Source organism: Plantactinospora sp. BB1, from assembly GCF_003030385.1.
Lineage (GTDB): Bacteria > Actinomycetota > Actinomycetes > Mycobacteriales > Micromonosporaceae > Plantactinospora.
On the sequence record NZ_CP028159.1, the window covers coordinates 6,764,338 to 6,783,935 of the forward strand.

At 70.7% G+C, this 19,598-nt stretch carries 19 protein-coding genes and 1 tRNA gene; 14 read left to right on the plus strand and 6 right to left on the minus strand.

What is annotated here, in order from left to right; all coding sequences use genetic code 11:
• The first annotated feature begins 254 nt into the window (after nt 1–254).
• Together C6W10_RS29545 and C6W10_RS29550 are read left to right on the plus strand one after the other, a co-directional pair.
• A complete protein-coding gene (locus C6W10_RS29545) occupies nt 255–608 on the plus strand; it encodes a helix-turn-helix transcriptional regulator (protein WP_199853766.1) in 354 nt (117 codons plus the stop codon).
• The gene (locus C6W10_RS29550) at nt 605–1,069 is read left to right on the plus strand and encodes an SRPBCC family protein (RefSeq protein WP_107262411.1); all 465 of its coding nucleotides are present in this window, start codon (nt 605–607) and stop codon (nt 1,067–1,069) included. The genes C6W10_RS29545 and C6W10_RS29550 overlap by 4 nt, the downstream gene beginning before the upstream one ends.
• A gap of 27 nt (nt 1,070–1,096) precedes the next feature.
• Here C6W10_RS29550 and C6W10_RS29555 read toward each other — a convergent pair whose 3' ends face one another.
• On the minus strand, nt 1,097–1,726 hold the full coding sequence (locus tag C6W10_RS29555; RefSeq protein ID WP_107262412.1) for a LysE family translocator: 630 nt from the start codon (nt 1,724–1,726) through the stop codon (nt 1,097–1,099).
• A gap of 181 nt (nt 1,727–1,907) precedes the next feature.
• Here C6W10_RS29555 and C6W10_RS29560 point away from each other — a divergent pair, with 181 nt between their 5' ends.
• Nucleotides 1,908–2,966, plus strand: a complete 1,059-nt coding sequence (locus tag C6W10_RS29560) for an aminoglycoside phosphotransferase family protein (protein ID WP_234361475.1) — start codon at nt 1,908–1,910, stop codon at nt 2,964–2,966.
• Nucleotides 2,967–3,053: 87 nt separating this feature from the next.
• Here C6W10_RS29560 and C6W10_RS29565 read toward each other — a convergent pair whose 3' ends face one another.
• From C6W10_RS29565 to C6W10_RS29575, 3 genes are all read right to left on the minus strand, one after another.
• Entirely contained in the window at nt 3,054–4,463 is a 1,410-nt protein-coding gene (locus C6W10_RS29565) for an endo-1,4-beta-xylanase (RefSeq protein WP_107262414.1), read from the minus strand.
• A 606-nt stretch (nt 4,464–5,069) separates the two neighbouring features.
• On the minus strand, nt 5,070–6,398 hold the full coding sequence (locus C6W10_RS29570; protein ID WP_107262415.1) for an RNA polymerase sigma factor: 1,329 nt from the start codon (nt 6,396–6,398) through the stop codon (nt 5,070–5,072).
• 136 nt (nt 6,399–6,534) lie between these two features.
• Nucleotides 6,535–6,891 carry a YciI family protein gene (locus C6W10_RS29575; RefSeq protein WP_107264380.1) on the minus strand — a complete coding sequence of 119 codons (357 nt, stop codon included), beginning with the start codon at nt 6,889–6,891 and terminating at the stop codon, nt 6,535–6,537.
• A gap of 178 nt (nt 6,892–7,069) precedes the next feature.
• On the opposite strand from C6W10_RS29575, the gene C6W10_RS29580 reads away from it, so the two are divergent.
• The 5 genes from C6W10_RS29580 to C6W10_RS29600 all read left to right on the plus strand — a co-directional run bounded on the left by C6W10_RS29580 (nt 7,070) and on the right by C6W10_RS29600 (nt 11,344).
• Nucleotides 7,070–7,900, plus strand: a complete 831-nt coding sequence (locus C6W10_RS29580; protein WP_199853767.1) for an NAD(P)-dependent oxidoreductase — start codon at nt 7,070–7,072, stop codon at nt 7,898–7,900.
• An 84-nt stretch (nt 7,901–7,984) separates the two neighbouring features.
• On the plus strand, nt 7,985–8,593 hold the full coding sequence (locus C6W10_RS29585; protein ID WP_107262417.1) for a helix-turn-helix domain-containing protein: 609 nt from the start codon (nt 7,985–7,987) through the stop codon (nt 8,591–8,593).
• A 106-nt stretch (nt 8,594–8,699) separates the two neighbouring features.
• Nucleotides 8,700–9,458, plus strand: coding sequence for an SRPBCC domain-containing protein (locus tag C6W10_RS29590; protein ID WP_107262418.1), 759 nt, complete (start codon nt 8,700–8,702; stop codon nt 9,456–9,458).
• Between the two features lie 138 nt (nt 9,459–9,596).
• Entirely contained in the window at nt 9,597–9,809 is a 213-nt protein-coding gene (locus tag C6W10_RS29595; protein WP_107262419.1) for a hypothetical protein, read from the plus strand.
• Nucleotides 9,806–11,344 carry a multicopper oxidase family protein gene (locus C6W10_RS29600; protein WP_159104804.1) on the plus strand — a complete coding sequence of 513 codons (1,539 nt, stop codon included), beginning with the start codon at nt 9,806–9,808 and terminating at the stop codon, nt 11,342–11,344. Before C6W10_RS29595 ends, C6W10_RS29600 begins: the two co-directional genes overlap by 4 nt.
• 138 nt (nt 11,345–11,482) lie before the next feature.
• Here C6W10_RS29600 and C6W10_RS29605 read toward each other — a convergent pair whose 3' ends face one another.
• Nucleotides 11,483–11,941, minus strand: coding sequence for a MerR family transcriptional regulator (locus tag C6W10_RS29605; RefSeq protein WP_107264382.1), 459 nt, complete (start codon nt 11,939–11,941; stop codon nt 11,483–11,485).
• 110 nt (nt 11,942–12,051) lie between these two features.
• Here C6W10_RS29605 and C6W10_RS29610 point away from each other — a divergent pair, with 110 nt between their 5' ends.
• The 5 genes from C6W10_RS29610 to C6W10_RS29635 all read left to right on the plus strand — a co-directional run bounded on the left by C6W10_RS29610 (nt 12,052) and on the right by C6W10_RS29635 (nt 17,232).
• Nucleotides 12,052–13,029 carry an oxidoreductase gene (locus tag C6W10_RS29610; RefSeq protein ID WP_369938721.1) on the plus strand — a complete coding sequence of 326 codons (978 nt, stop codon included), beginning with the start codon at nt 12,052–12,054 and terminating at the stop codon, nt 13,027–13,029.
• Nucleotides 13,030–13,203: 174 nt separating this feature from the next.
• Nucleotides 13,204–13,276, plus strand: a tRNA-Arg gene (locus tag C6W10_RS29615).
• Nucleotides 13,277–13,646: 370 nt separating this feature from the next.
• A complete protein-coding gene (locus C6W10_RS29620; RefSeq protein ID WP_107262421.1) occupies nt 13,647–14,603 on the plus strand; it encodes a DUF3500 domain-containing protein in 957 nt (318 codons plus the stop codon).
• 380 nt (nt 14,604–14,983) lie between these two features.
• Nucleotides 14,984–15,787, plus strand: coding sequence for a maleylpyruvate isomerase family mycothiol-dependent enzyme (locus tag C6W10_RS29630; protein WP_107262423.1), 804 nt, complete (start codon nt 14,984–14,986; stop codon nt 15,785–15,787).
• A 524-nt stretch (nt 15,788–16,311) separates the two neighbouring features.
• Nucleotides 16,312–17,232 carry a LysR family transcriptional regulator gene (locus C6W10_RS29635; RefSeq protein WP_199853768.1) on the plus strand — a complete coding sequence of 307 codons (921 nt, stop codon included), beginning with the start codon at nt 16,312–16,314 and terminating at the stop codon, nt 17,230–17,232.
• Between the two features lie 272 nt (nt 17,233–17,504).
• On the opposite strand, the gene C6W10_RS39260 is transcribed toward C6W10_RS29635, so the two are convergent.
• On the minus strand, nt 17,505–17,630 hold the full coding sequence (locus tag C6W10_RS39260) for a hypothetical protein (RefSeq protein WP_255416170.1): 126 nt from the start codon (nt 17,628–17,630) through the stop codon (nt 17,505–17,507).
• A gap of 278 nt (nt 17,631–17,908) precedes the next feature.
• Here C6W10_RS39260 and C6W10_RS29640 point away from each other — a divergent pair, with 278 nt between their 5' ends.
• Nucleotides 17,909–19,498 carry an FAD-dependent monooxygenase gene (locus C6W10_RS29640; RefSeq protein ID WP_107262425.1) on the plus strand — a complete coding sequence of 530 codons (1,590 nt, stop codon included), beginning with the start codon at nt 17,909–17,911 and terminating at the stop codon, nt 19,496–19,498.
• Nucleotides 19,499–19,598: the final 100 nt, after the last annotated feature.

The window sequence follows — 19,598 nt, forward strand, 5'->3', positions numbered from 1 at the left end:
GGGGCTCCTCTCCGTGCCGGCGAGCCGCGCGTTCCCGTACCGGCGAACCGCGCGTTCCCGTACCGGCGAACCCTGCGCCGCCTCGCTCGCCGGCCAGTCCAGCCGTGCGCCGCCCTCGCTGCTACCCGGGCAGAGCGCCGGGAAACCGAAACCGGGGTCGGAACTTCCCGGCTGACCCGCCGAGCCTGGTGATCGCCGGACGATAGTTAACAAGACACTTGACTTTGCCCACCCCAGCGCCAATACTTAAGTACATGCTTAACCAAGGGTACGAGCTGGACCGGGTGTTCCAGGCCCTGGCCGACGGCACCCGGCGGGCCATGGTCGAGCGGTTGGTCCGGGGCCCGGCCCCGGTCAGCGAACTCGCCCGACCCTTCGCGATGTCCCTGCCGGCCGTGATGCAGCACCTCCAGGTGCTGGAGGCGAGCGGCCTGGTCCGCTCCGAGAAGGTCGGCCGGGTCCGCACCTGCCAGATCGAGCCGGCGGTGCTGCGGATCGCCGAGGAGTGGCTCGGCGCGCAACGCACGTCCTGGGAGCGGCGCCTGGACCGGCTCGACGACTACCTGACCGAAGACTCCGACCCGCAAGAGAACGGGAGCACGCCATGACCGACCGATCCGTGACGCACGGGACCTTCAGCCTCGAACGCAGCTACCAGCTTCCACCCGCCCGGGTCTTCGCCGCCTGGGCCGACCCGACGGCCAAGGCGCGGTGGTTCGCCGGTCCCGCCTCCGTCGAGCACCACCTCGACTTCCGGGTCGGTGGCCGCGAGGTCAACCGGGCGCGCGGCGACGGCGGCGAGACGCTGACCTTCGAATCCGTCTACCAGGACATCGTCCCGGCCGAGCGGATCGTCTACGCCTCCACCCTGCACGCCGGGGAGACCCTGGCCACCGCCTCGCTGACCACCGTGGAGTTCAGGCCGACGGCCGACGGCACCGAGCTGCTCCTCACCGAACAGGCCACCTTCCTCGACGGCCACGAGGAGCCGGCCTGGCGGGAGCGGGGCACCGACGACTGGCTGACGGCGCTCGGCGTGGAGCTGCGCCGGCCGGCCGGAGCCGAGTGACCGACCCCTGACCTGCCCGGCCGGCCTTCACCGATCCACGGCGAGGCGTACGCCGAGACCGATGAAGATGCCGCCGGTCGCGGCGTCGATCCGGCGGCGTACGGCCGCCCGGCGGCGCAGCCAGCCGCCGATCCGTCCGGCGAACACCCCGACGGCACCGTCCACCAGGAACTCCAGCCCGATCAGGATGGTGCCGAGGATCGCGAACTGTAGCCAGACCTGCCCCAGCGCCGGATCGACGAACTGGGGCAGGAACGCGATCGTGAAGGTGACCATCTTCGGGTTGAGCAGGTTGGTCAGCAGCCCGCTCAGGTACGCCTTCCGACCCGAGAGTCCACCCCCGGTCGGCAGCTCGGCCCGGGCGTCGCGGCGGTGCCGGATCAACTGCACGCCGAGATAGATCAGGTAGGCGGCGCCGACGATCCGGACCACCGCGAACGCTGTCGGCGCCGCCGCGAAGAGCGCGGCCAGTCCGGCCGCCGCCACGGCCACGTGTACCGCCTCGCTGGTCGCCACCCCGGCGGTGGCGAGCAGCCCGGCCCGGGAGCCGCCGCGCATCCCGCAGCCCAGCACGAACAGCATGTCCGGGCCGGGCGTGATCATGGCGATGATCGTGGTCAGGGTGAATGCCAGCAGCAGGTGTTGGTCGATCGGCATCCGGTGATCCTCTCATCCGTACCGCGATGTCGCCGGTTCGCGCGCCGCCGCCACCGGGCCGCGCAGCCGTGGCGGCTGCCTCCGGTACCCGAAAATGGCTGGGCCGGTGATCCGGCGGCGCCTAACCTGCCAGCAGCGACAGCCGGGATCGTCGACCACCGTCGTTGCCGAGGGAGCTGCGTTGGCCACCGCTGATCTGCCGCACGTCGAGGTGCCGACCGACGAGGCGCTCGTCCGCCGGCTGATCGCGGCCCAGTTTCCGCGGTGGGCGGAGCTGCCCGTCGTACGGACCCGGAGCTGGGGCACCGACAACGCGATGTACCGGCTCGGCGACGACAAGGTGGTCCGGCTGCCCCGCTTCGCCCGATGGGCACCGCAGGTCGACCGGGAGCACCGGTGGCTGCCCCGACTCGCCCCGCACCTGCCGTTGACCGTCCCCGTCCCGCTCGCGCTCGGCCAGCCGGCCGAGGGCTACCCGTTCCGGTGGTCGGTCTGTCCGTGGCTCGACGGCGAGAACCCGGCGCGCGGGGGCGGCCCCGACCCGGACCGGTTGGCGCGGGACGTGGCGGGGTTCATCCGCGCGCTTCGCCGGATCGATCCCACCGGCGGTCCGGCACCGGACGCGAGCAACGCCTTTCGGGGCGTACCGGTGGGCGACAGCCGGCCGTCCCTGGCGACGGACGGCAACCTCCGGCGGCGGATCGCGGCCCTCGCCGGGCTGGTCGACACGGACGCGCTGGCGGCGGTCTGGGACGCCGCGCTGGCCGCGGTGCCGGCCTGGGACGGCCGGGGCGGCTGGATCCACGGCGACCTCGCCGCCGGAAACCTGCTCACCGTCGACGGCCGGCTCCGCGCCGCGATCGACTTCGGCTGCCTGGCCGTCGGCGATCCGGCCTGTGACCTGATGGTCGCCTGGACGCTGCTGCCGGCGGGCAGCCGCGCCGTGTTCCGGGCCGCGCTGGAGGTCGACGACGCCAGCTGGGCGCGGGGCCGGGGCTGGGGCATGGCCATGCGGGTGCCCGCGCCGGAGGATTTCTCGGCCGCCGACCCGGACCGGGCGGCCTACGCTCGGCGGATCGTGGCCGAGTTCGTCGCCGACCACCGGCAGCCCGGATCCGGGACCGAGCAGGCCGGGGACGAGCAGGCCGGGGCCGAGGAGGCCGGGGACGAGCAGGCCGGGACCGAGCAGGCCGGGGACCGATCCCGGTCCCGGCTGTCCGGGGAGTCACCCACCGCGTGACCGCCGGCTCGGTCCGGAGTCCCCTGGTACGCGACGGTGCGGAGGACCATCGTGGTCCTCCGCACCGGTCGTGTCGTCGTAGGTCGGTCAGCTGGCGCTACAGGTCGGTGACAATCCCGTGCCGCTGCCGGTGCCCTGGAAGCCGAACTCGGTCGACTGTCCGGCGGCTATCCGGCCGTTGTAGCTCACGTTGGTGAAGGTGACCGCGCCGCTGGTGCCACTGCGGTTCGCGTTCCACGAGTTGGTGACACTCGCACCGGACGGCAGGGTCACTCCGACCGACCAGCCGTTGGTGCCGGACGAGCCGGCCGTCACCCGTACCGTGGCGACGAATCCGCCGTTCCAGGAGTTCAGCGACACCGTCGCGGTACAGCCGCCCGGCCCCTGTGTCGGCGGGTTGGTGGGCGGGTTCGTCGGTGGGTTGGTCGGCGGGTTGGTTGGCGGGTTGGTGGGCGGGTTCGTCGGCGGGTTGGTCGGGGTGACGCCGTTGTTCAGCGCGCTGAGCGTCGCGTCGTACGCCGGCTTCTTGTTGCCGTTGCAGTCGAACAGCAGCGGGGTGCCGCTGCTACGCCACGAGTCGCAGTCCCGCACGCCCCAGACGGTGATGCCGGTGCAGCGGGCGACGGCGAGGCAGTCGTTCACCACGTTGCGGTAGGTGTTCGCCTGGGTGGTGCCGGAGCCCTCGATGTCCAGCTCGGTGATCTGTACGTCGACGCCGAGCGCCGCGAAGCTGGAGAGCGTGGTGCGGTAGTTGCTCGGGTACGGCGAGCCGCTGTTGAAGTGCGACTGGAGACCGACGCAGTCGATCGGTACGCCCCGGGTCTTGAAGTCCTGCACCATCCGGTACACCGCCTGGGTCTTGTCCCAGGTCCAGTTGTCGGTGTTGTAGTCGTTGTAGCAGAGCTTGGCGTTCGGGTCGGCGGCGCGGGCGGCCCGGAAGGCGGCCTCGATCCAGTCGTTGCCGGTGCGCTGGAGGTTGGAGTCGCGGCGGGCGCCACCGTTGCCGTCGGCGAACGCCTCGTTCACCACGTCCCAGGAGTCGATCTTGCCGGCGTAGTAGCTGGCCACCCGGGTGACGTGGTTGAGCATGGCCTGCCGCAGCGCCGTACCGCTCATGTTCTGCATCCAGCCCGGCTGCTGCGAGTGCCAGGCCAGGGTGTGGCCCCGGACCTTCCAGCCCCGGCTGATCGCGTGGTTGACGATCCGGTCCGCGTTGGTGAAGGTGAACTGGTTCTGCTGCGGCTCGGTCGCGTCGATCTTCATTTCGTTCTCGGGTGTGGCCTGGTTGAACTCGCGGTTCAGCACGGTGCTGTAGGTGCTGTCGCTGAGCTTGTTCGCCGCCACGGCCGCGCCGAAGTAGCGCCCGCCCCGCTCCGCCGCCGACGCGCCGAGCGTCGTCGCGGCGTTGGCGGAGCCGGCGAAGGTGAGGGCCGCACCGGCGGCGAGCACGCCGACGGCGAGTGAGACCAGTGCGGCACGTGGGCCGGGTCTCGCCATCAGGCGTCTGGGGTCAGGGACGGTTCTGCTGCTCATGACCTGTTGCCTCTCGGATCCGGGAAGGGATGGTGTGCGGGTGTGTCGTCGATGTGCCCGTCCGCTGTGGTGCCGGCTCGGTGGACGGTGTCGGGTGGAGTGGGTGGGCGGCCCGGGACGACCCGAGCCCGGACAACCTCGGCGAGCCCGGCGCAGAGGTCGCGGTGGCGACTCGTGTCGCGGTCTGAGCGACGACCACGGCACTCGGCGCCGGCGGGGGCGTGAGCCCGTGTCACGGGCACGGGACGGGGGTTCGGGGACACCCGTCCCTACCGCTGTATCGACAGGACTCGATTTTAGGAGGCTAACGGAAAGATTCCGAAACTTCAATCGGGCCCACTCTAGTCGTATCGACGCGGGTAAGGATATGGATAGCTTTCACCGGTCTTCCGGCGGCCGGCCGGGCCGGACATACCCCCTGGTCACCGGCATCAGGCAGAACGGCGTCGCATGGGTCGGACTAAAGCACGGACGGCCGAAACTTTTCGCCGTACGTGCCGCATCGCCGGCATCGTCCGTCCTTAGTGGGATTCGTCGACAACGATGGATGCGGTCCGGATCGCGGCGATCTCACGAGTCCGGGTCGGCGAAATTCTCCCGCTCGGCCGATGACGACCCGGCGGCACCGGCTTCGGCGGCGACCTCCGCGAGCCGCCGCCGCAGAAACGCCCGTTCCGGCTCGTTGCCGACCAGGTCGAGTGCCCGACGGTACGCCGCAGCGGCCTCCCCGGCGCGACCCAGCCGACGCAGCAGGTCCGCCCGGGCGGCCGGCAGCAGGTGGTAACCGGCCAGCCGGCCCTGCGCGTCGAGCGCGTCGAGCAGCCGCAGCCCGGCGGCCGGACCGTCCCGCAGCGCGACCGCCACCGCCCGGTTCAGTTCCACCAGCGGTGACGGCGCCAGCCGGACCAGTACGTCGTAGAGCGCGACCACCTGCGGCCAGTCCGTACCGGCCACGTCGGCGGCCTCGCCGTGCAGCGCGGCGATCGCGGCCTGCACCGCGTACGGGCCGGGGCGGTTGGTGAGGGCGTCCGGCACGAGCCGACGGCCCTCCTCGATCCGGTCGCGGTCCCAGAGCGTCCGGTCCTGCTCGTCGAGGAGTACGAGGTCGCCCTCGGCGGTGCACCGGGCGGCCCGGCGGGCGTCGACCAGCAGCAGCAGGGCGAGCAGCCCGGTCACCTCCGGTTGCCGGGGCAGCAGCCGGTGCAGCAGCCGGTGCAGCAGCCGGGCCAGCCGGATCGCCTCGTCCGCCAGGTCGGCCCGGACGAGCTGTGGGCCGCTGCTCGCCGCGTACCCCTCGGTGAAGATGAGGTAGATCACCCGGAGTACCCGGGGGAGCCGGGCCGGCAGTTCGGCGGCGTCCGGGACCCGGAACGGGATCCGGGCGGCCCGGATCTTCTGCTTCGCCCGGCCGATCCGCTGGGCCATCGTCGGCACCGGGACCAGGAACGCCCGGGCCACCTCGGCGGTGGTGAGTCCGGCCAGGCAGCGCAGGGTCAGCGCGATCTGCGTCTCGCCGGGCAGCGCCGGGTGGCAGCAGGTGAAGAAGAGCGCCAACCGCTCGTCCGGCAGGTCGCCGCCGCCGTCGGTCGGGTCGGGCGCGGTCGGCCCGTCCCGGATGGCCTCGGCCCGGAGTACGGCCAGCCGGGCCGCGTAGGCGCGGTCCCGGCGGAGCCGGTCGACCGCCCGGCGCCGGGCGGTGGTGAGCAGCCAGGCCGCCGGACGGGTCGGCACACCCTGCACGGGCCAGTGCAGCAGGGCCGCCTCGATCGCGTCCGAGGCGACCTCCTCGGCGAGGTCGAGGTCGCCGAAGTGCCGGACCAGGGTGGCGAGCAGTCGCCCGCGCTCCTCCCGGAACACCCGCTCCAGAATGTCGACGGTCGGCCGCTCGCCACCCGACACGGCTATCCGCCCTGACCGCCGTCGACGCCCTGACCGCCGTCGACGCCCTGACCGCCGTCGATGCTCGGCCGGAGCCGGTCGCTCGGCGGGAGCCGGTCGCTCGGTCGCCCGGCCCCGGGGGACGGCGTAGCGCGGGTCACGGCTGCTCGAACTCCATGATCGGTCGAATCTCGACCTTGCCGCGCAGGGCGCCGGGGCAGCGGGCGGCCCAGCCGATGGCGGCGTCCAGGTCGGGCAGGTCGACCAGGTAGTAGCCGCCGAGGATCTCCCGGGTCTCCGCGAACGGGCCGTCGGTGACGGTCGGCTCGCCCTCCCCGCCCGCCTGCACCGTCGTGGCGGTCTCGGTGCCCTGCAACGCCTGGCCGTCGAGCATGACGCCCGCGTCGGCGAGCAGTTTGTCGTACGCCCAGTACGTGTCGATCTCCGTCTGGATCGCCTCCGGATCGGTCGAGTCCTGGGCCGGGTCGCCGTAGATCAGGAACATGTATTTCACGCCAATCTCCTCCGTCTCGTTCCGCCGAACCGGCTGCCGGGCGTCACCGGCTCGCTCCGGATCCTCGGGCAGCGGACTGCTGCACAGCATGACGACGAACGGCCCCGGCCGGGAACGACAGCCCGGGCCAAGTTTCCGCCGACCTGCCCCCCGCGTCTCCAGGACGGAGAATGGTGCGATGCGCATTGCGGTGACCGGCGGTGCCGGGACGGTCGGACGCTCGGTGGTCGAGCACGCGCTGGCCGAGGGGCACACGGTGGTGGAGATCGACCGGCCGTCGGCCCCGTACGCCGGCAGCGCCGTGCCGGCCGGGCTGGTACGCCGGCCCGCCGACGTGACCGACTATCCGGCGCTGCTGAGGGCGCTGGACGGCTGCGAGGCGCTGGTGCACCTGGCGGCGTACCCGAAGCCGTGGGGCGAGCCGGACCACGTGGTGCACAACGTCAACGTCACCGCCAGCTACAACGCGCTGCGGGCCGCCGTCGAACTCGGGATCACCCGGGTCTGCCTGGCCTCCAGCGTCAACGCCGTCGGCGGCGGCTACAGCCGGAAGCCGCGCTTCGACTACTTTCCGCTGGACGAGCGGCACCCCAGCTACAACGAGGACCCGTACAGCCTGTCGAAGTGGCTCGGCGAGGCGCAGGCGGAGAGCTTCGCCCGCCGGTACGCCGGGCTGACCGTCGCCAGCCTGCGGCTGCACGCGGTGGTACCGACCCGGCCGAGCACCCGGCCCGGTTCGGGGCAGTGGGCGCTCGCCGTCCGCGACCTGTGGGGGTACACCCTGGCCCGGCCGGCGGCCCGGGCCTGCCTGCTGGCGCTCACCGCCGACTTCACCGGCCACCAGGTCTGCTACGTGGTCGCCCCGGAGACCACCTCGGACATCCCGAGCGAGGAGCTGCGCCGCGAGCACTACCCGGAGGTGCCGGTCCGCGGCGAGCTGCGGGGCAACCAGGGCTTCTTCGACTGTACGAGGGCGGAGCGGCTGCTCGGCTGGCGCCACGACGAGTAGCCGGGGCGCCTGGCGGCGGGCAGACATCGCTCCGACAGCTCCGCTTTCCTTGACAAAAACAGTTGTCGGTGGCAGGCTTGCCGCATGTTCGACATCGCAGTGATCGAGGACCCGGCGGCGGCCGAGGTGTCGCTCGACCCGATCCGGGCGCGGCTGCTGGCCGAGCTGGCCGAGCCGGCCTCGGCCACGATGCTCGCCGCCCGGGTCGGCCTGGCCCGGCAGAAGGTCAACTACCACCTCCGGGCACTTGAGCAGCACGGGCTGATCGAGCTGGTCGAGGAGCGCCGCAAGGGCAACGTCACCGAGCGGGTGATGCGGGCGACCGCGGCGTCGTACGTGATCTCCCCGGTGGCGCTCTCCGCCGTGCGGCCGAACCCGAGCCAGTCCCCGGACCGGCTCTCGGCGCGGTGGCTGCTGGCGCTCGCGGCCCGGCTCGTCCAGGACGTGGGTGCCCTGATCACCGGCGCGGACCGGGCCGAGAAGCGGGTCGCCACGTTCGCCATCGACGCCCAGGTGCGATTCGGCTCGGCGGCCGACCGGGCCGCCTTCGCCGAGGAGCTGGCCGGGACGGTCGCCAGACTCGTCAGCAGGTACCACGACGAGTCCGCGCCCGGCGGCCGCGACCACCGGGTGGTGATCGCGCTGCACCCGCACGTCCCGGCCGACCCGGAGAGCCCCGAACCGACCGGTTGAGCCCGGCCACCCGGTACGGCCGCCCGGTACGGCCGGACAGAGACATCCCCGCAAGGCCGGCACGGTCGGCCTGATTCCGCACGTCACCGAATTGGAGACTTCTACCGTGGGACACGAATTCGAGCTGCGCAAGGAGATCGAACTGGCCGGGACGCCGGACCAGGTCTGGGCGGCGATCGCCACCGGCCCCGGCATCGACTCCTGGTTCATGGGACACACCGAGGTGGACCCGCGCGAAGGCGGGCGGAACACGTTCGCGATGGCCGGCCACACCGAGGAGTCGACGGTGACGGCCTGGGAACCCGGCAAGCGGTTCGGCTACGCCACCGAACCCGGCCCGGACGGCACGTTCATGGCGATCGAATATCTGATCGAGGGACGTGACCAGGGCAGTACGGTGCTGCACCTCGTGCAGAGCGGTGTGCTCGGCGACAACTGGGAATCCGAGTACGAGGCGATGCGCGACGGCTGGGACATGTACCTGGCCACCCTGGCCGCGTACGTGCGGTACTTCCCCGGCCGGCACGGCACCCAGGTCGCCGCGTTCCGGCCCGGTGCCGGCGAGCCGGACCAGGTCTGGGCGGCCGTGGCGGAGGCGTTCGGCATCACCGGCGCGATCACCGAGGGCACGCCGGCCCGGCTCACCCTCGACGGCCTGCCGCCGATCGAGGGAGTCGTCGACATCACCGGCCTGCCAACCTATTTCGGGGTACGCACCGACGACGCGCTCTACCGCTTCCTGCACTCCGGTACCGACCGGGGCAGCGTGTTGGTCCTCGGCCACCACATCTTCGCCGACGACGTGGACCAGGCCCACGCCGAGCGGGTCTGGCAGGACTGGACCGCCCAGCTCCCGATCCGCTGACCCGAAGCCGGCGCCACCCGGTGTACGACCCCGGTGTACGACCCCGGAGACGGATCGGGGTCGTACACCGGGTGGAGTAGTGATTTCGACTCCGATCGGCAGACGTGCGACGGCACACCGGCTACCTAGCGTCGGGGCATGGCACAACGACGTCTGCTCTGGGTCGGGCTGGTCGTGGCACTGGTCGGGCTCACCCTCAACCTCGGCTGGTTCTTCGGCCCGCCGCACGTCTGGCTCGACGACCCCGGTCTGGTACCGATGCCCGAGGCGCTGCCCGGCTGGTGGATGATCGCCACCGGCGTCGTACTCGTACTCGTGCTCTGGAGCCTGCGGCTGCGGAGCCGGCGGTGACGGCCACCCGGCGGAAGGTGCTCGGCTGGCTCGGCGCCGGCACCGGCCTGCTCGTCGCCCCGGCCGCCGGATACGCCGGCTACCTCTGGGCGGAGTCCGGGCGGAGCAACATCGGCACGCTGTCGTTCCGCAACCGGCTGCCGATCCCGCCGCTGCTGCCGCCCACCGTCGACGCCGACGGGCGCAAACGGTTCCGGCTCACCCTGGCGGCCGGCCGCACCGAACTGCTCCCCGGCACCAGCACCACCACCTGGGGCGCCAACGGACCGATCCTCGGCCCGACACTGCGGGCCAGGCGCGGTGACCGGGTCGCGGTCGACGTGACCAACAACCTGCCCGAGACCAGTTCGCTGCACTGGCACGGCATGCACCTGCCGGCGGTGATGGACGGCGGCCCGCACCAGCCGATCGAACCCGGCCGGACCTGGCAGCCGTACTGGACGGTCGAGCAGCGGGCCGCGACCCTCTGGTACCACCCGCACCTGCACCGGCGCACGGCGGCGCACGTCTACCGGGGGGTCGCCGGCCTCTTCCTGGTCGACGACGACGAGGCCGACGCGTTGCCGCTGCCCCGCCGGTACGGCGTCGACGACATCCCGCTGATCCTCCAGGACCGGAAGCTGCACGACGACGGCACACTCGACGAGTCCGGCCTGGAGTTCGGCGGGTTCTCCCTCACCGGCCTGCTCGGCGACCGGATCCTGGTCAACGGCGGCTACGACCCGTACCTGGAGGTCGACGCCGAACTGGTCCGGTTCCGGCTGCTCAACGGCGCCAACGCCCGGGTCTTCTCCGTCGGGTTCGCCGACGACCGGGAATTCTCGCTGGTGGCCACCGACGCCGGACTGCGGGACGCGCCGCTGCCGCTGCGCCGGCTGATGCTCTCGCCGGGCGAACGCGCCGAGATCGTCGTCCGGTTCCGGCCCGGCGAGGAGGTGCTGCTGCGCGGGTTCCCGGCGCCGATGGGCGGCAACGCGCTGATCCGGCGACTCGCCGGCGGTGCCGACACCTTCGATCTGCTGAAGATCGTCGCGGCGCCGGCCCTGCGGCCGTCGCCCGCGCTGCCGCCCCGGCTGGCCGCCGCGCCGCCGGTGCCGGCGCCGACCCGGGCCGAGCCGTACCGGATGACGATGGGCGACTTCCGGTTCGACGAGCGGGTGCACGACCCGACCCGGATCGACCGGGTGGTCCGGGCCGGTTCGGTGGAGACCTGGGAGATCGGCAACACCGGCGGGATCCCGCACAACTTCCACCTGCACGGCGCGGCGTTCCACCTGCTCGACGTGGACGGCCGGCCGCCGGCAGCGCACCTGGCCGGGGAGAAGGACACCGTGTACGTACCGCCGGGCGGCCGGGTCCGGCTCGCCGTACGCTTCCTGGCACATTCGGACGTACGGGCGCCGTACATGTTCCACTGCCATCTGCTCGCCCACGAGGACGCCGGCATGATGGGACAATTCATCGCCGTCTCCGCCAGGGACGAACCCCGGGTGCCGGCCGACCTCGCCGGCACACATCCGGGGCACGGAAAGTGAGGTCCGATGCGCCGGCTGGAGTGTGCTGCTCGCGCCGGTCAGCGCCGTCACCCTCACGGTGGCGACCGAGGTTGCCGGCGGAGCCGCCGGCTGAACCGCGTCGGTGTGGATCGGCCGGTGTATCCCGGACCGGTGGGGTCACCGGCGTCCGTGGGTGTCGGGGGCCGGGGCGGTGTCGGGGCCGGTCGACCGGGTGCCCCAGAGCCGGTCGGCGTTGCCCTGCCGGACGGCCTCCTCGTAGGCGCCGACCTTGTTGCTGATCAGGTCGAGACAGTCGTGGAGTTCGGCGATCCGGTCCAGTACCCGCTGCCGGTGTGCCCGGAGCAGTTCGAGACGTTCGGCCTCGTTGCCCGGGCCCTCGCCGACCAGTTCGGCGAGGCGACGGATCGCGGCCAACGGCATTCCGGAGGCCCGGAACTTCGTACAGTTGTCGAGCCACTGCACGTCCCATTCACTGTAGACGCGGCGGCCAGCACTGCTACGGCGTGGCCGGGAGGTCAGCAGCCCTTCCCGCTCGTACAGCCGGAGGGTGTGCACGCTCAGGCCGGTGCGTTCGGCCACCTGCCCGATGCTGAATTCCACAGGAGTGTCGAGCATGGCCCGGAGCATACGCGCGCGTTGACCTAGACCACGGTCTAGCGAATAGCTTCGCTCGCATGACAGTGAGAGCAGACAATCGGGATAAAGGTTCCGATGTCCTGGGCGGGATCGGTGCAAGGGCTGGGGTTGGGGCCGGGGCCGGGGGGACGGCTGGGTTCGGTGGGACGGCCGGGTTCGGGTCGCGGAGTACCGCCGAGGAGGTGTTGCGGGGGATCGACCTCTCCGGCCGGCTCGCGCTCGTCACCGGCGGGTACTCCGGACTCGGCCGGGAGGCGACGGCGGCGCTCGCCCGGGCCGGCGCCCGGGTGGTCGTACCCGCGCGGCGGCCCGCGGTGGCCCGCGCCGCGCTGGCCGGGATCGACGGGCTGGAGGTCGACGGGGTGGAGGTCGACGAACTCGACCTGGCCGACCTGGGCAGCGTACGGGCCTTCGCGGACCGGTTCCTGGCCTCGGGCAGGAGCATCGACATCATGATGAACAACGCCGGCATCATGGCCTGCCCCGAAACCCGGGTCGGCCCGGGCTGGGAGGCGCAGTTCGGGGTCAACCACCTCGGGCACTACGCGCTGGTCAACCTCCTGTGGCCGGCGATCAGGCGGGCCGGGGGAGCCCGGGTCGTGGTGCTCACCTCCCGGGCCCAGCACCCGTCGGCGATCCGCTGGTCCGATCCGCACTTCACCCGTGGCTACGACAAGTGGCAGGCGTACGCCCAGGCGAAGCGGGCGAACGTGCTCTTCGCGGAACGGCTCGACACGCTCGGCCGGGAGGTGGGGGTGCGAGCGTTCTCGGTGCACCCCGGGCACATCCTCACCCCGTTGCAGCGGCACCTGAGCCGGGAGGAGATGGTCGCCGCCGGGTGGGTGGACCTGGACGGCAACCTGGTGGACGCCGAATTCAAGACGCCGGAGCAGGGGGCGGCGACCCAGGTCTGGGCGGCCACCTCGCCCCAGCTCGCCGGAACCGGCGGGCGGTACTGCGAGGACTGTGCCGTGGTCGACCAGGAGTTGGACCCGGAAGGAGCGGCGCGGCTGTGGACGCTGTCGGCCGAGTTGACCGGCGTCGACGCGTTTGGGACCCGGCCCTGACCTTGGCGCAGCTCGGGGTGTGCGCACAGCGGTGGGCAGACGCGCCCGGTGTCGGGAACGCCTGGCATGGCGTACCCGATGCGGGGCGGGCAGCCGACGGCACCGCCGGTGCTGATCGGGTACGAGCCCCCTGCGGTACGCTGACAGCCGCCGTCAGGTCGCCTGGCGTCGCCCGCCCTCGTAGCTCAGGGGATAGAGCAACGGTTTCCTAAACCGTGTGTCGCAGGTTCGAATCCTGCCGGGGGCACGAACGCGCGGATGAACGCTCTACCCTGCACATCCGCTGAGCTGCGCAAACCTCGGCACCGGACGTTCGCGACGCTGTTTTGGGGTTCGACCCTCGACTCGCCTATCGTCACGCATGCCCTAACTGTCGTAATTCGGTGGCCGTCGAGGCGGCGTCAACGGACGCTGCCCTCACCTACAGCGCGCCTTCCCGGCAACCCTGCACGGCGACGCGTTCTCGAAACGCCATGCCTTGATCCACACCCGGGTCGCGCCAACATCGCCAGGATAAGATCGTGATCGAGGGACGGGAATGACAAGCAGCGCGGATAGTCCCGCATCAGCCGGCTGCGAGGCAGGGCTCGGCGGCCACGGAGCCCGGGAGGGACTGCATGACCACCGTGGCCGATGACGCCCGCCGATGTGCGCTCGCCCTCCTCTCGAGCCTGGACGAGCACCAACGCCGCCTTGTCCGCGGCGACCTCGCCGACTCCGATTTTCGGCAGTGGACCTATCTGCCGGGGGACCGTCCTGGCCTGTCGATGGAACACCTCACCGACGCCCAGCACGCCCTCGCGGTCGAGCTGCTTCGGTCAGCCCACTCTTCCGAGGGCGGCGATCTCGCCGTCGGCGCCGTCGAGGTCGAGCGGGTCAGGCGGGAACTCGCCACCGGCTCACCGCCGGATGGGGACCGGTACTGGATGCGAGTGCTCGGCAACCCGAGCGACGAACTGCCGTGGGGCTGGCGGATCAACGGCCACCACCTGGCCGTGCACGTCGTCGTGGCACCCGGCGGCACGACGATCACGCCCCACTTCGTCGGTTCAGAACCGGCCGTCGTACCCTCCGGGCCGCACGCCGGCCGCCGGATCCTCGGCCCTGAGGAGGACCTGGCGCGGGAGCTCGCCACCGGGCTCGACCCCCACCAGCGCGCGGTCGGCATCAGTGCCGACGTTGCTCCGGACGACATCCTCACCCGGGCCGATCCGGTGGCCGATCCCAGTCTGCTGCCCGAGGGCATCGGCCGCGACCTGCTGCGGCCGGCGCAGCAGCGGTTGCTCGACCAGTTGGTCCAGCGCTACCTCAACCGCGCGCCGGCATCGTATGCCCAGGCGTGCTGGCGCCAGGCCGAGGCGGCTGGCCTGGACCAGATCCGGTTCGCGTGGGCCGGCCCGACCGCACTCGGCGAAGGCCACTACTACTGCATACGCGCACCCGAGTTCCTCATCGAGTACGACAACACCCAAGACGACGCCAATCACGCCCACTCCGTATGGCGACATCTGCGCCACGACTGGGGCGCCGACCTACTCAGGGATCACTACGCACGGCGCCACCAAGCTATGTGACCCACACTCCAAGAGAAATCGCTTCCCTCAGAGCAATGATCGGAACCTATGGATGGCCCTCGGAGGGGTGACGTGAAGCCGCCTTTGCCATCATCAGGCTCCGGCAGGGATCATCAAGGACCCGGCTCACGGGCCGCCGGTGTAGCGATGGCGTTGAAGCTGATCGAGTCCGCCCAGGTCCACTGGCCAACGGTCAACGAGTCACATCTGGGCTTACTTGTCCGCGCAGATGTGAGGTTCGAGCGCGACCACTTCTCGATCGACCGATATCAGGAGGTGATCAGGAAGTTGTCTGGCATACCGATCCACAGGTCACCGATGAGTTCGACCGGCACGCCCAGTCAGTTGCAGCACAACGTACCTACGGAAAGGACAATCCAATGACCGAGCTGAACGCGGAACGTGCCCGGCGAGCGGTCGTCGACCACACCCGACGTCTGGGGGAATCAGCCGCCGCGGCCGGACCTGGCGCCGCAGTGCCGACCACCCCGCGGTGGACCATCACCGACCTGGTCGAGCACGTGGGTCAGACCCAGCACTGGACTGCGGAGATCATCGAGCAGCGCATCACCGATCCCGCACAGATGCCCACCGAATATGCCGTACTGCCCGCCGACCCCCGCCAGTGGCAGGCGTGGCTGTCGGAGTCCGCGCAGCGGGTCGCGAGCGCGTGCTCCGATGACGCACTGGACGCGCCGGTGTTCAACGCGGCGGGGGACGAGCGGCCCGGGACGCGATTCTGGCTGTCCAATGTCCTCAACGAGACGGTCATCCACGGCTTCGACGCAGCCAACGCAGCGCACCGACCGGCCGACATCGACGCCGACATCGCAGCCGCGCTCATCAGCCACCACCTCGCCATGCTCACCTCCCCCACGTGGGAGATGCTGCGGTCCGAGTCCGCCCACGCCATCCGGGGCACCGGGCAAACCCTGCAATGGCTGGCCACCGACATCGCGGACGACGCGGGCGCCTGGTTCGTCGAACGGCGGTCTGACGGGGCGACGTGGCAGCCCGGAATTCAGCAGGCCGATGTGACGGTGGCCGGCCCGGCGCGATCGCTGCTGCTGATCCTGACCCGACGGCTCCCGCTGACCGACCGCCAAGCCACCAACATCAGCATCGACGGCGACACCGACCTCGCCCGGCACTGGCTCGACAACACCGCCCATATCGCCGACTGACCGGCACCGCGCCCCCCGGCACGACGAAGGGAACGCTCGGCATGACACCGGCACGAAATGCCGTCATCGGGGAAAGCAACGCACGGCCCGGGGGCTTCGGCGTACATCTATGTGATTTTGAATTACCCCCGAACCCCCGGGTAACGGTCTGGGCGATCGAATTCTGAACCGGCCCGCCACGGTGCTGTCGGCTGCCGTCCCTGGTGCGCCTATCCGGTCTGACGCGGGTCGTGGTCTCGGCGCATGGCTCGGTCGTCGGCGGGCCACCGCCGAGCTGTTCGAGGATGCTGGAGTTGTCTGCGGCGAGGGACGGGCTTCACAATGTAGTGCCTGTTTTGTGACCTGCTCGGTGGTGTGACCGAACTGGGCCGCCACCAGGATCTCGTCGATGCGGGCACCGGTGGCCAGCATCAGGTCAATGATGTCAGCCAGGTCGCAGTGTGTCGGGGTCTGCGCCGGCCTGCCTCGGTGCGCTGCGACGCCGACCGCTAACCTCCGCTGCTAGGATAAATAACCTGGTTGTTATGGAAGTTGGGGTTCGGGTGGAGCTTCGCGACATCGAGATCTTTCTGACGCTCGCCGAGGAACTGCACTTCGGACGTACCGCGCAGCGACTGCATGTGTCGCAGGCACGGGTGAGTCAGGCGATCAAGGCACAGGAGCGCCGCATCGGGGCCGCGTTGTTCGATCGTACGAGCCGGGCGGTGAGGCTGACCGCGGTCGGCAAGCAGCTGCGCGACGATCTGCGGCCCGGCTATGACGCGATCCAGAGGGGTCTCGCGGCGGCGTCGGAGTCGGCGCGGGGTGTCAGCGGTACCGTCAGGTTGGGTGTGATGGGGGCGGTTGGTCACGAGATTCGCGATATCATAGATCTGTTCCGGAGCCGCCACCCTGGCTGCGAGGTGGCGTTGCGTGAGATCCATTTCAGTGATCCGTTCGCCGCCCTGCGGGCTGGGGAGCTAGACCTGGCCTTGCTGTGGCGGCCGGTACGGGAGCCGGATCTGGTCGAGGGGCCGGTGTTGTTGACCGAGGGGCGGGTGCTGGCCGTCTGGACCGGGCATGAGCTTGCCAACCGGGCATCGGTGTCGATGGAGGACTTTGGCGGACTGGTGTTCGTCGATTTCGACCCAAACCTTCCGGACTATTGGGTCGAGGCGATGGTGCCTGTGAAGACACCCAGCGGTCGGCCGATTCCGCGCGCCCCTCTCGTCACGACGTTTCACGAAATCCTGACCCAGGTGGCCGCCGGAAAGTGCCTCAGTCCGCTGAACGAGCACGTGTTGCAGTACTACTCACACCCGGGCGTGGTGTTCGTGCCCGTCCATGACGCGCCCGTCACCGAGTGGGTCCTGCTGTGGCGTAAGGGCGGGGCCTCGCCACGGGTGCAGCGCTTCGTCGAGACGGCGGCGCAACTCGGTCCACGCGCTTTCGGTAAACCCAGATAGGCGTCTTCTGCGCTGTCACCATTTGCGTCGGTGTGGAGAGTGGCACCGGATGGTCGATGATTCGGGAACCGTGATCGCACCTTGTCGATGACGAATGCGCGCGGGGCCGCGACTGCGGATGCTCGTCCCATCGGTATGACGACCAGGTCGCGCTTCACCTGATGCACGACCGCAAGGAGTCCACCTCCGAGGCGTACGGTCCAGGTCGCAGCCCTGCCTACTGGGCCGGCTCGGCGCTGTCAGCCGGTCCGGCCCGCCCGCCGCAGGACACTTCAGGGGCCCCGGCAGTACCAACGAAGATCGACCCCGACCTTGAACCCGAAGCGCTCGGCGAACCACGCCGCGCTCGCGGCCGGGTCCTGCGTCGCGACCGGCAATCCGATCAGTGCGAACTGCATGTGCATCCCCCACGAGGATTGGATTCGGGCCCGGGCCCACGGCGTGCGGGCCCGTCTGACGTTTTCATGGTCCCCGCTGGTGTGGACGTCGATCAACGACGAAGATCGCAAGCAGCGATAACCGCTCGGTTATGACCACCGGGTACTGATTCCGGCACCTCAATCTATTAGCGAGGGGTTATGCCACGTTACGGAGACTGTCGTTGATCTTCCGGTGTTCCGCGCGGAAGACTCGTCGCTGACCAGCCGGGCTGGAACGTGCGGAAGTGGAGTGACGAATGCGTGTTGTCGACGATGAGGTCGCGCTTGAAAGCGGCGAAGGACCGCGACGTGAGCCGCCAGCGGCGTACGCCGACGTGATCATTGTGGGCGCGGGCCCGACCGGCCTTATGCTGGCCAATGAACTGCGCCTGGCCGGAGTGCGGCCACTGGTGATGGAGCGGCAGCCGCAGCGCCGAGCCACCCCAAAGGCTGGTGGCGTCGGCGGTCAGATCCTCGAGCTGCTGTTATACCGAGGCATACTGGACCGGTTCGAAGCAGCCTGCACCGGCCCTGTCCCGGCTCCCCGGTTCCCGTTCGGCGGTGTGCATCTGGATTTCACCCGGTTGGCGGATCCGCCGCTGCACGCCTTGCCGCTGCCGCAACCGGAGCTGGAGCGGCTGCTCGACGAACGCGCCGAGGAACTCGGTGTCGACATCCGCCGCGGACACGAGGCGATCGGGGTGAGCCAGGACGATGCCGCGGTGACCGTGGACGTACGGGGTCCGGACGGGTCGTACCAGGTGGTCGCCCGTTACCTCGTGGGGTGCGACGGAGCGCGCAGCCGGGTCCGTGACTGGGCCGGTATCCCCTTCCCGGGCACGGTCTATCCAGAGGTCAATCGGCTGGCCCAGGTCACCTTGCCCGATGCGGTGACCGTCCTCGGGAACGGCGATCTCGAGGTCCCCGGTTCCGACACGGTCCGCGCGGGTTTCACCCGGACCGACCACGGGCTCCTCGGGGTCGGCTCGTCGCCCGAGTCCAGGGCAGTCTCGCTCTACACCGTCGAAGACGAAAGCACCGAATACGACGACGACCTACCGATGACTCTGCCCGAGTTCCAGGACAGCCTGCGCCGTGTGCTCGGCGTGCATCTGCCCGTGGGAGAAGCGATTCGGCTGTCGCGTTTCACCTTCAAGGCTCGGCAGGCGCAGCGATACCGTGCCGGGCGGATCCTGCTGGCCGGTGACGCGGCGCATGTGTTCCCCGCCACCGGTGTGGCACTCAACGCCGGCATGCTCGACGCGGTCAACCTGGCCTGGAAGATGGCCGCCGACATCCACGGTCGCGCGCCGGCCGGCCTGCTGGACACCTACCACGACGAACGCCACCTCGCCGGCACCCGCACCATGCTGCACACCCGAGCCCAGGTGGCACTCCGGCGCGGGCACGACCCGGCGGCCGAAGCGCTCCGGGAAGTCTTCCAGGAACTGCTCGCCGACGAGCAGCCGTTGCGCCGGATGGGAACGCTTGTCGCCGGCACCGACATCCGTTACCCGATGCCCGGCTCCCACCACCCCTTGGCCGGCACCTTCACCCCCAACCTCACCCTGCACACCGAGCAGGGCATCACCAGCGTCGCGGAACTCATGCACACCGCACGGCCCATCCTCCTCGACCTCGCCGACCGCCCGGACCTCCGCCAGACCGCCCAGGACTGGCAAGATCGCGTCGACATCCACACCGCTAAAACCGATCAGCGACCAGCCGACGTCCTGCTGATCCGCCCGGACGCCCACATCGCCTGGGCCGCCACCATCGATGAAGCCACCGACACCGCCGCGCCCGCACTGCGAGAAGCACTCAGCCGCTGGTTCGGCACACCCTGAGACGACGACCAGATCACCTCGGCTTTCAACCATCCGCACATCTCAAGCAGTGTGTCGAGGCGGCCGATCCAGAGCGATTGCCGACAACGCTGGTTGATCC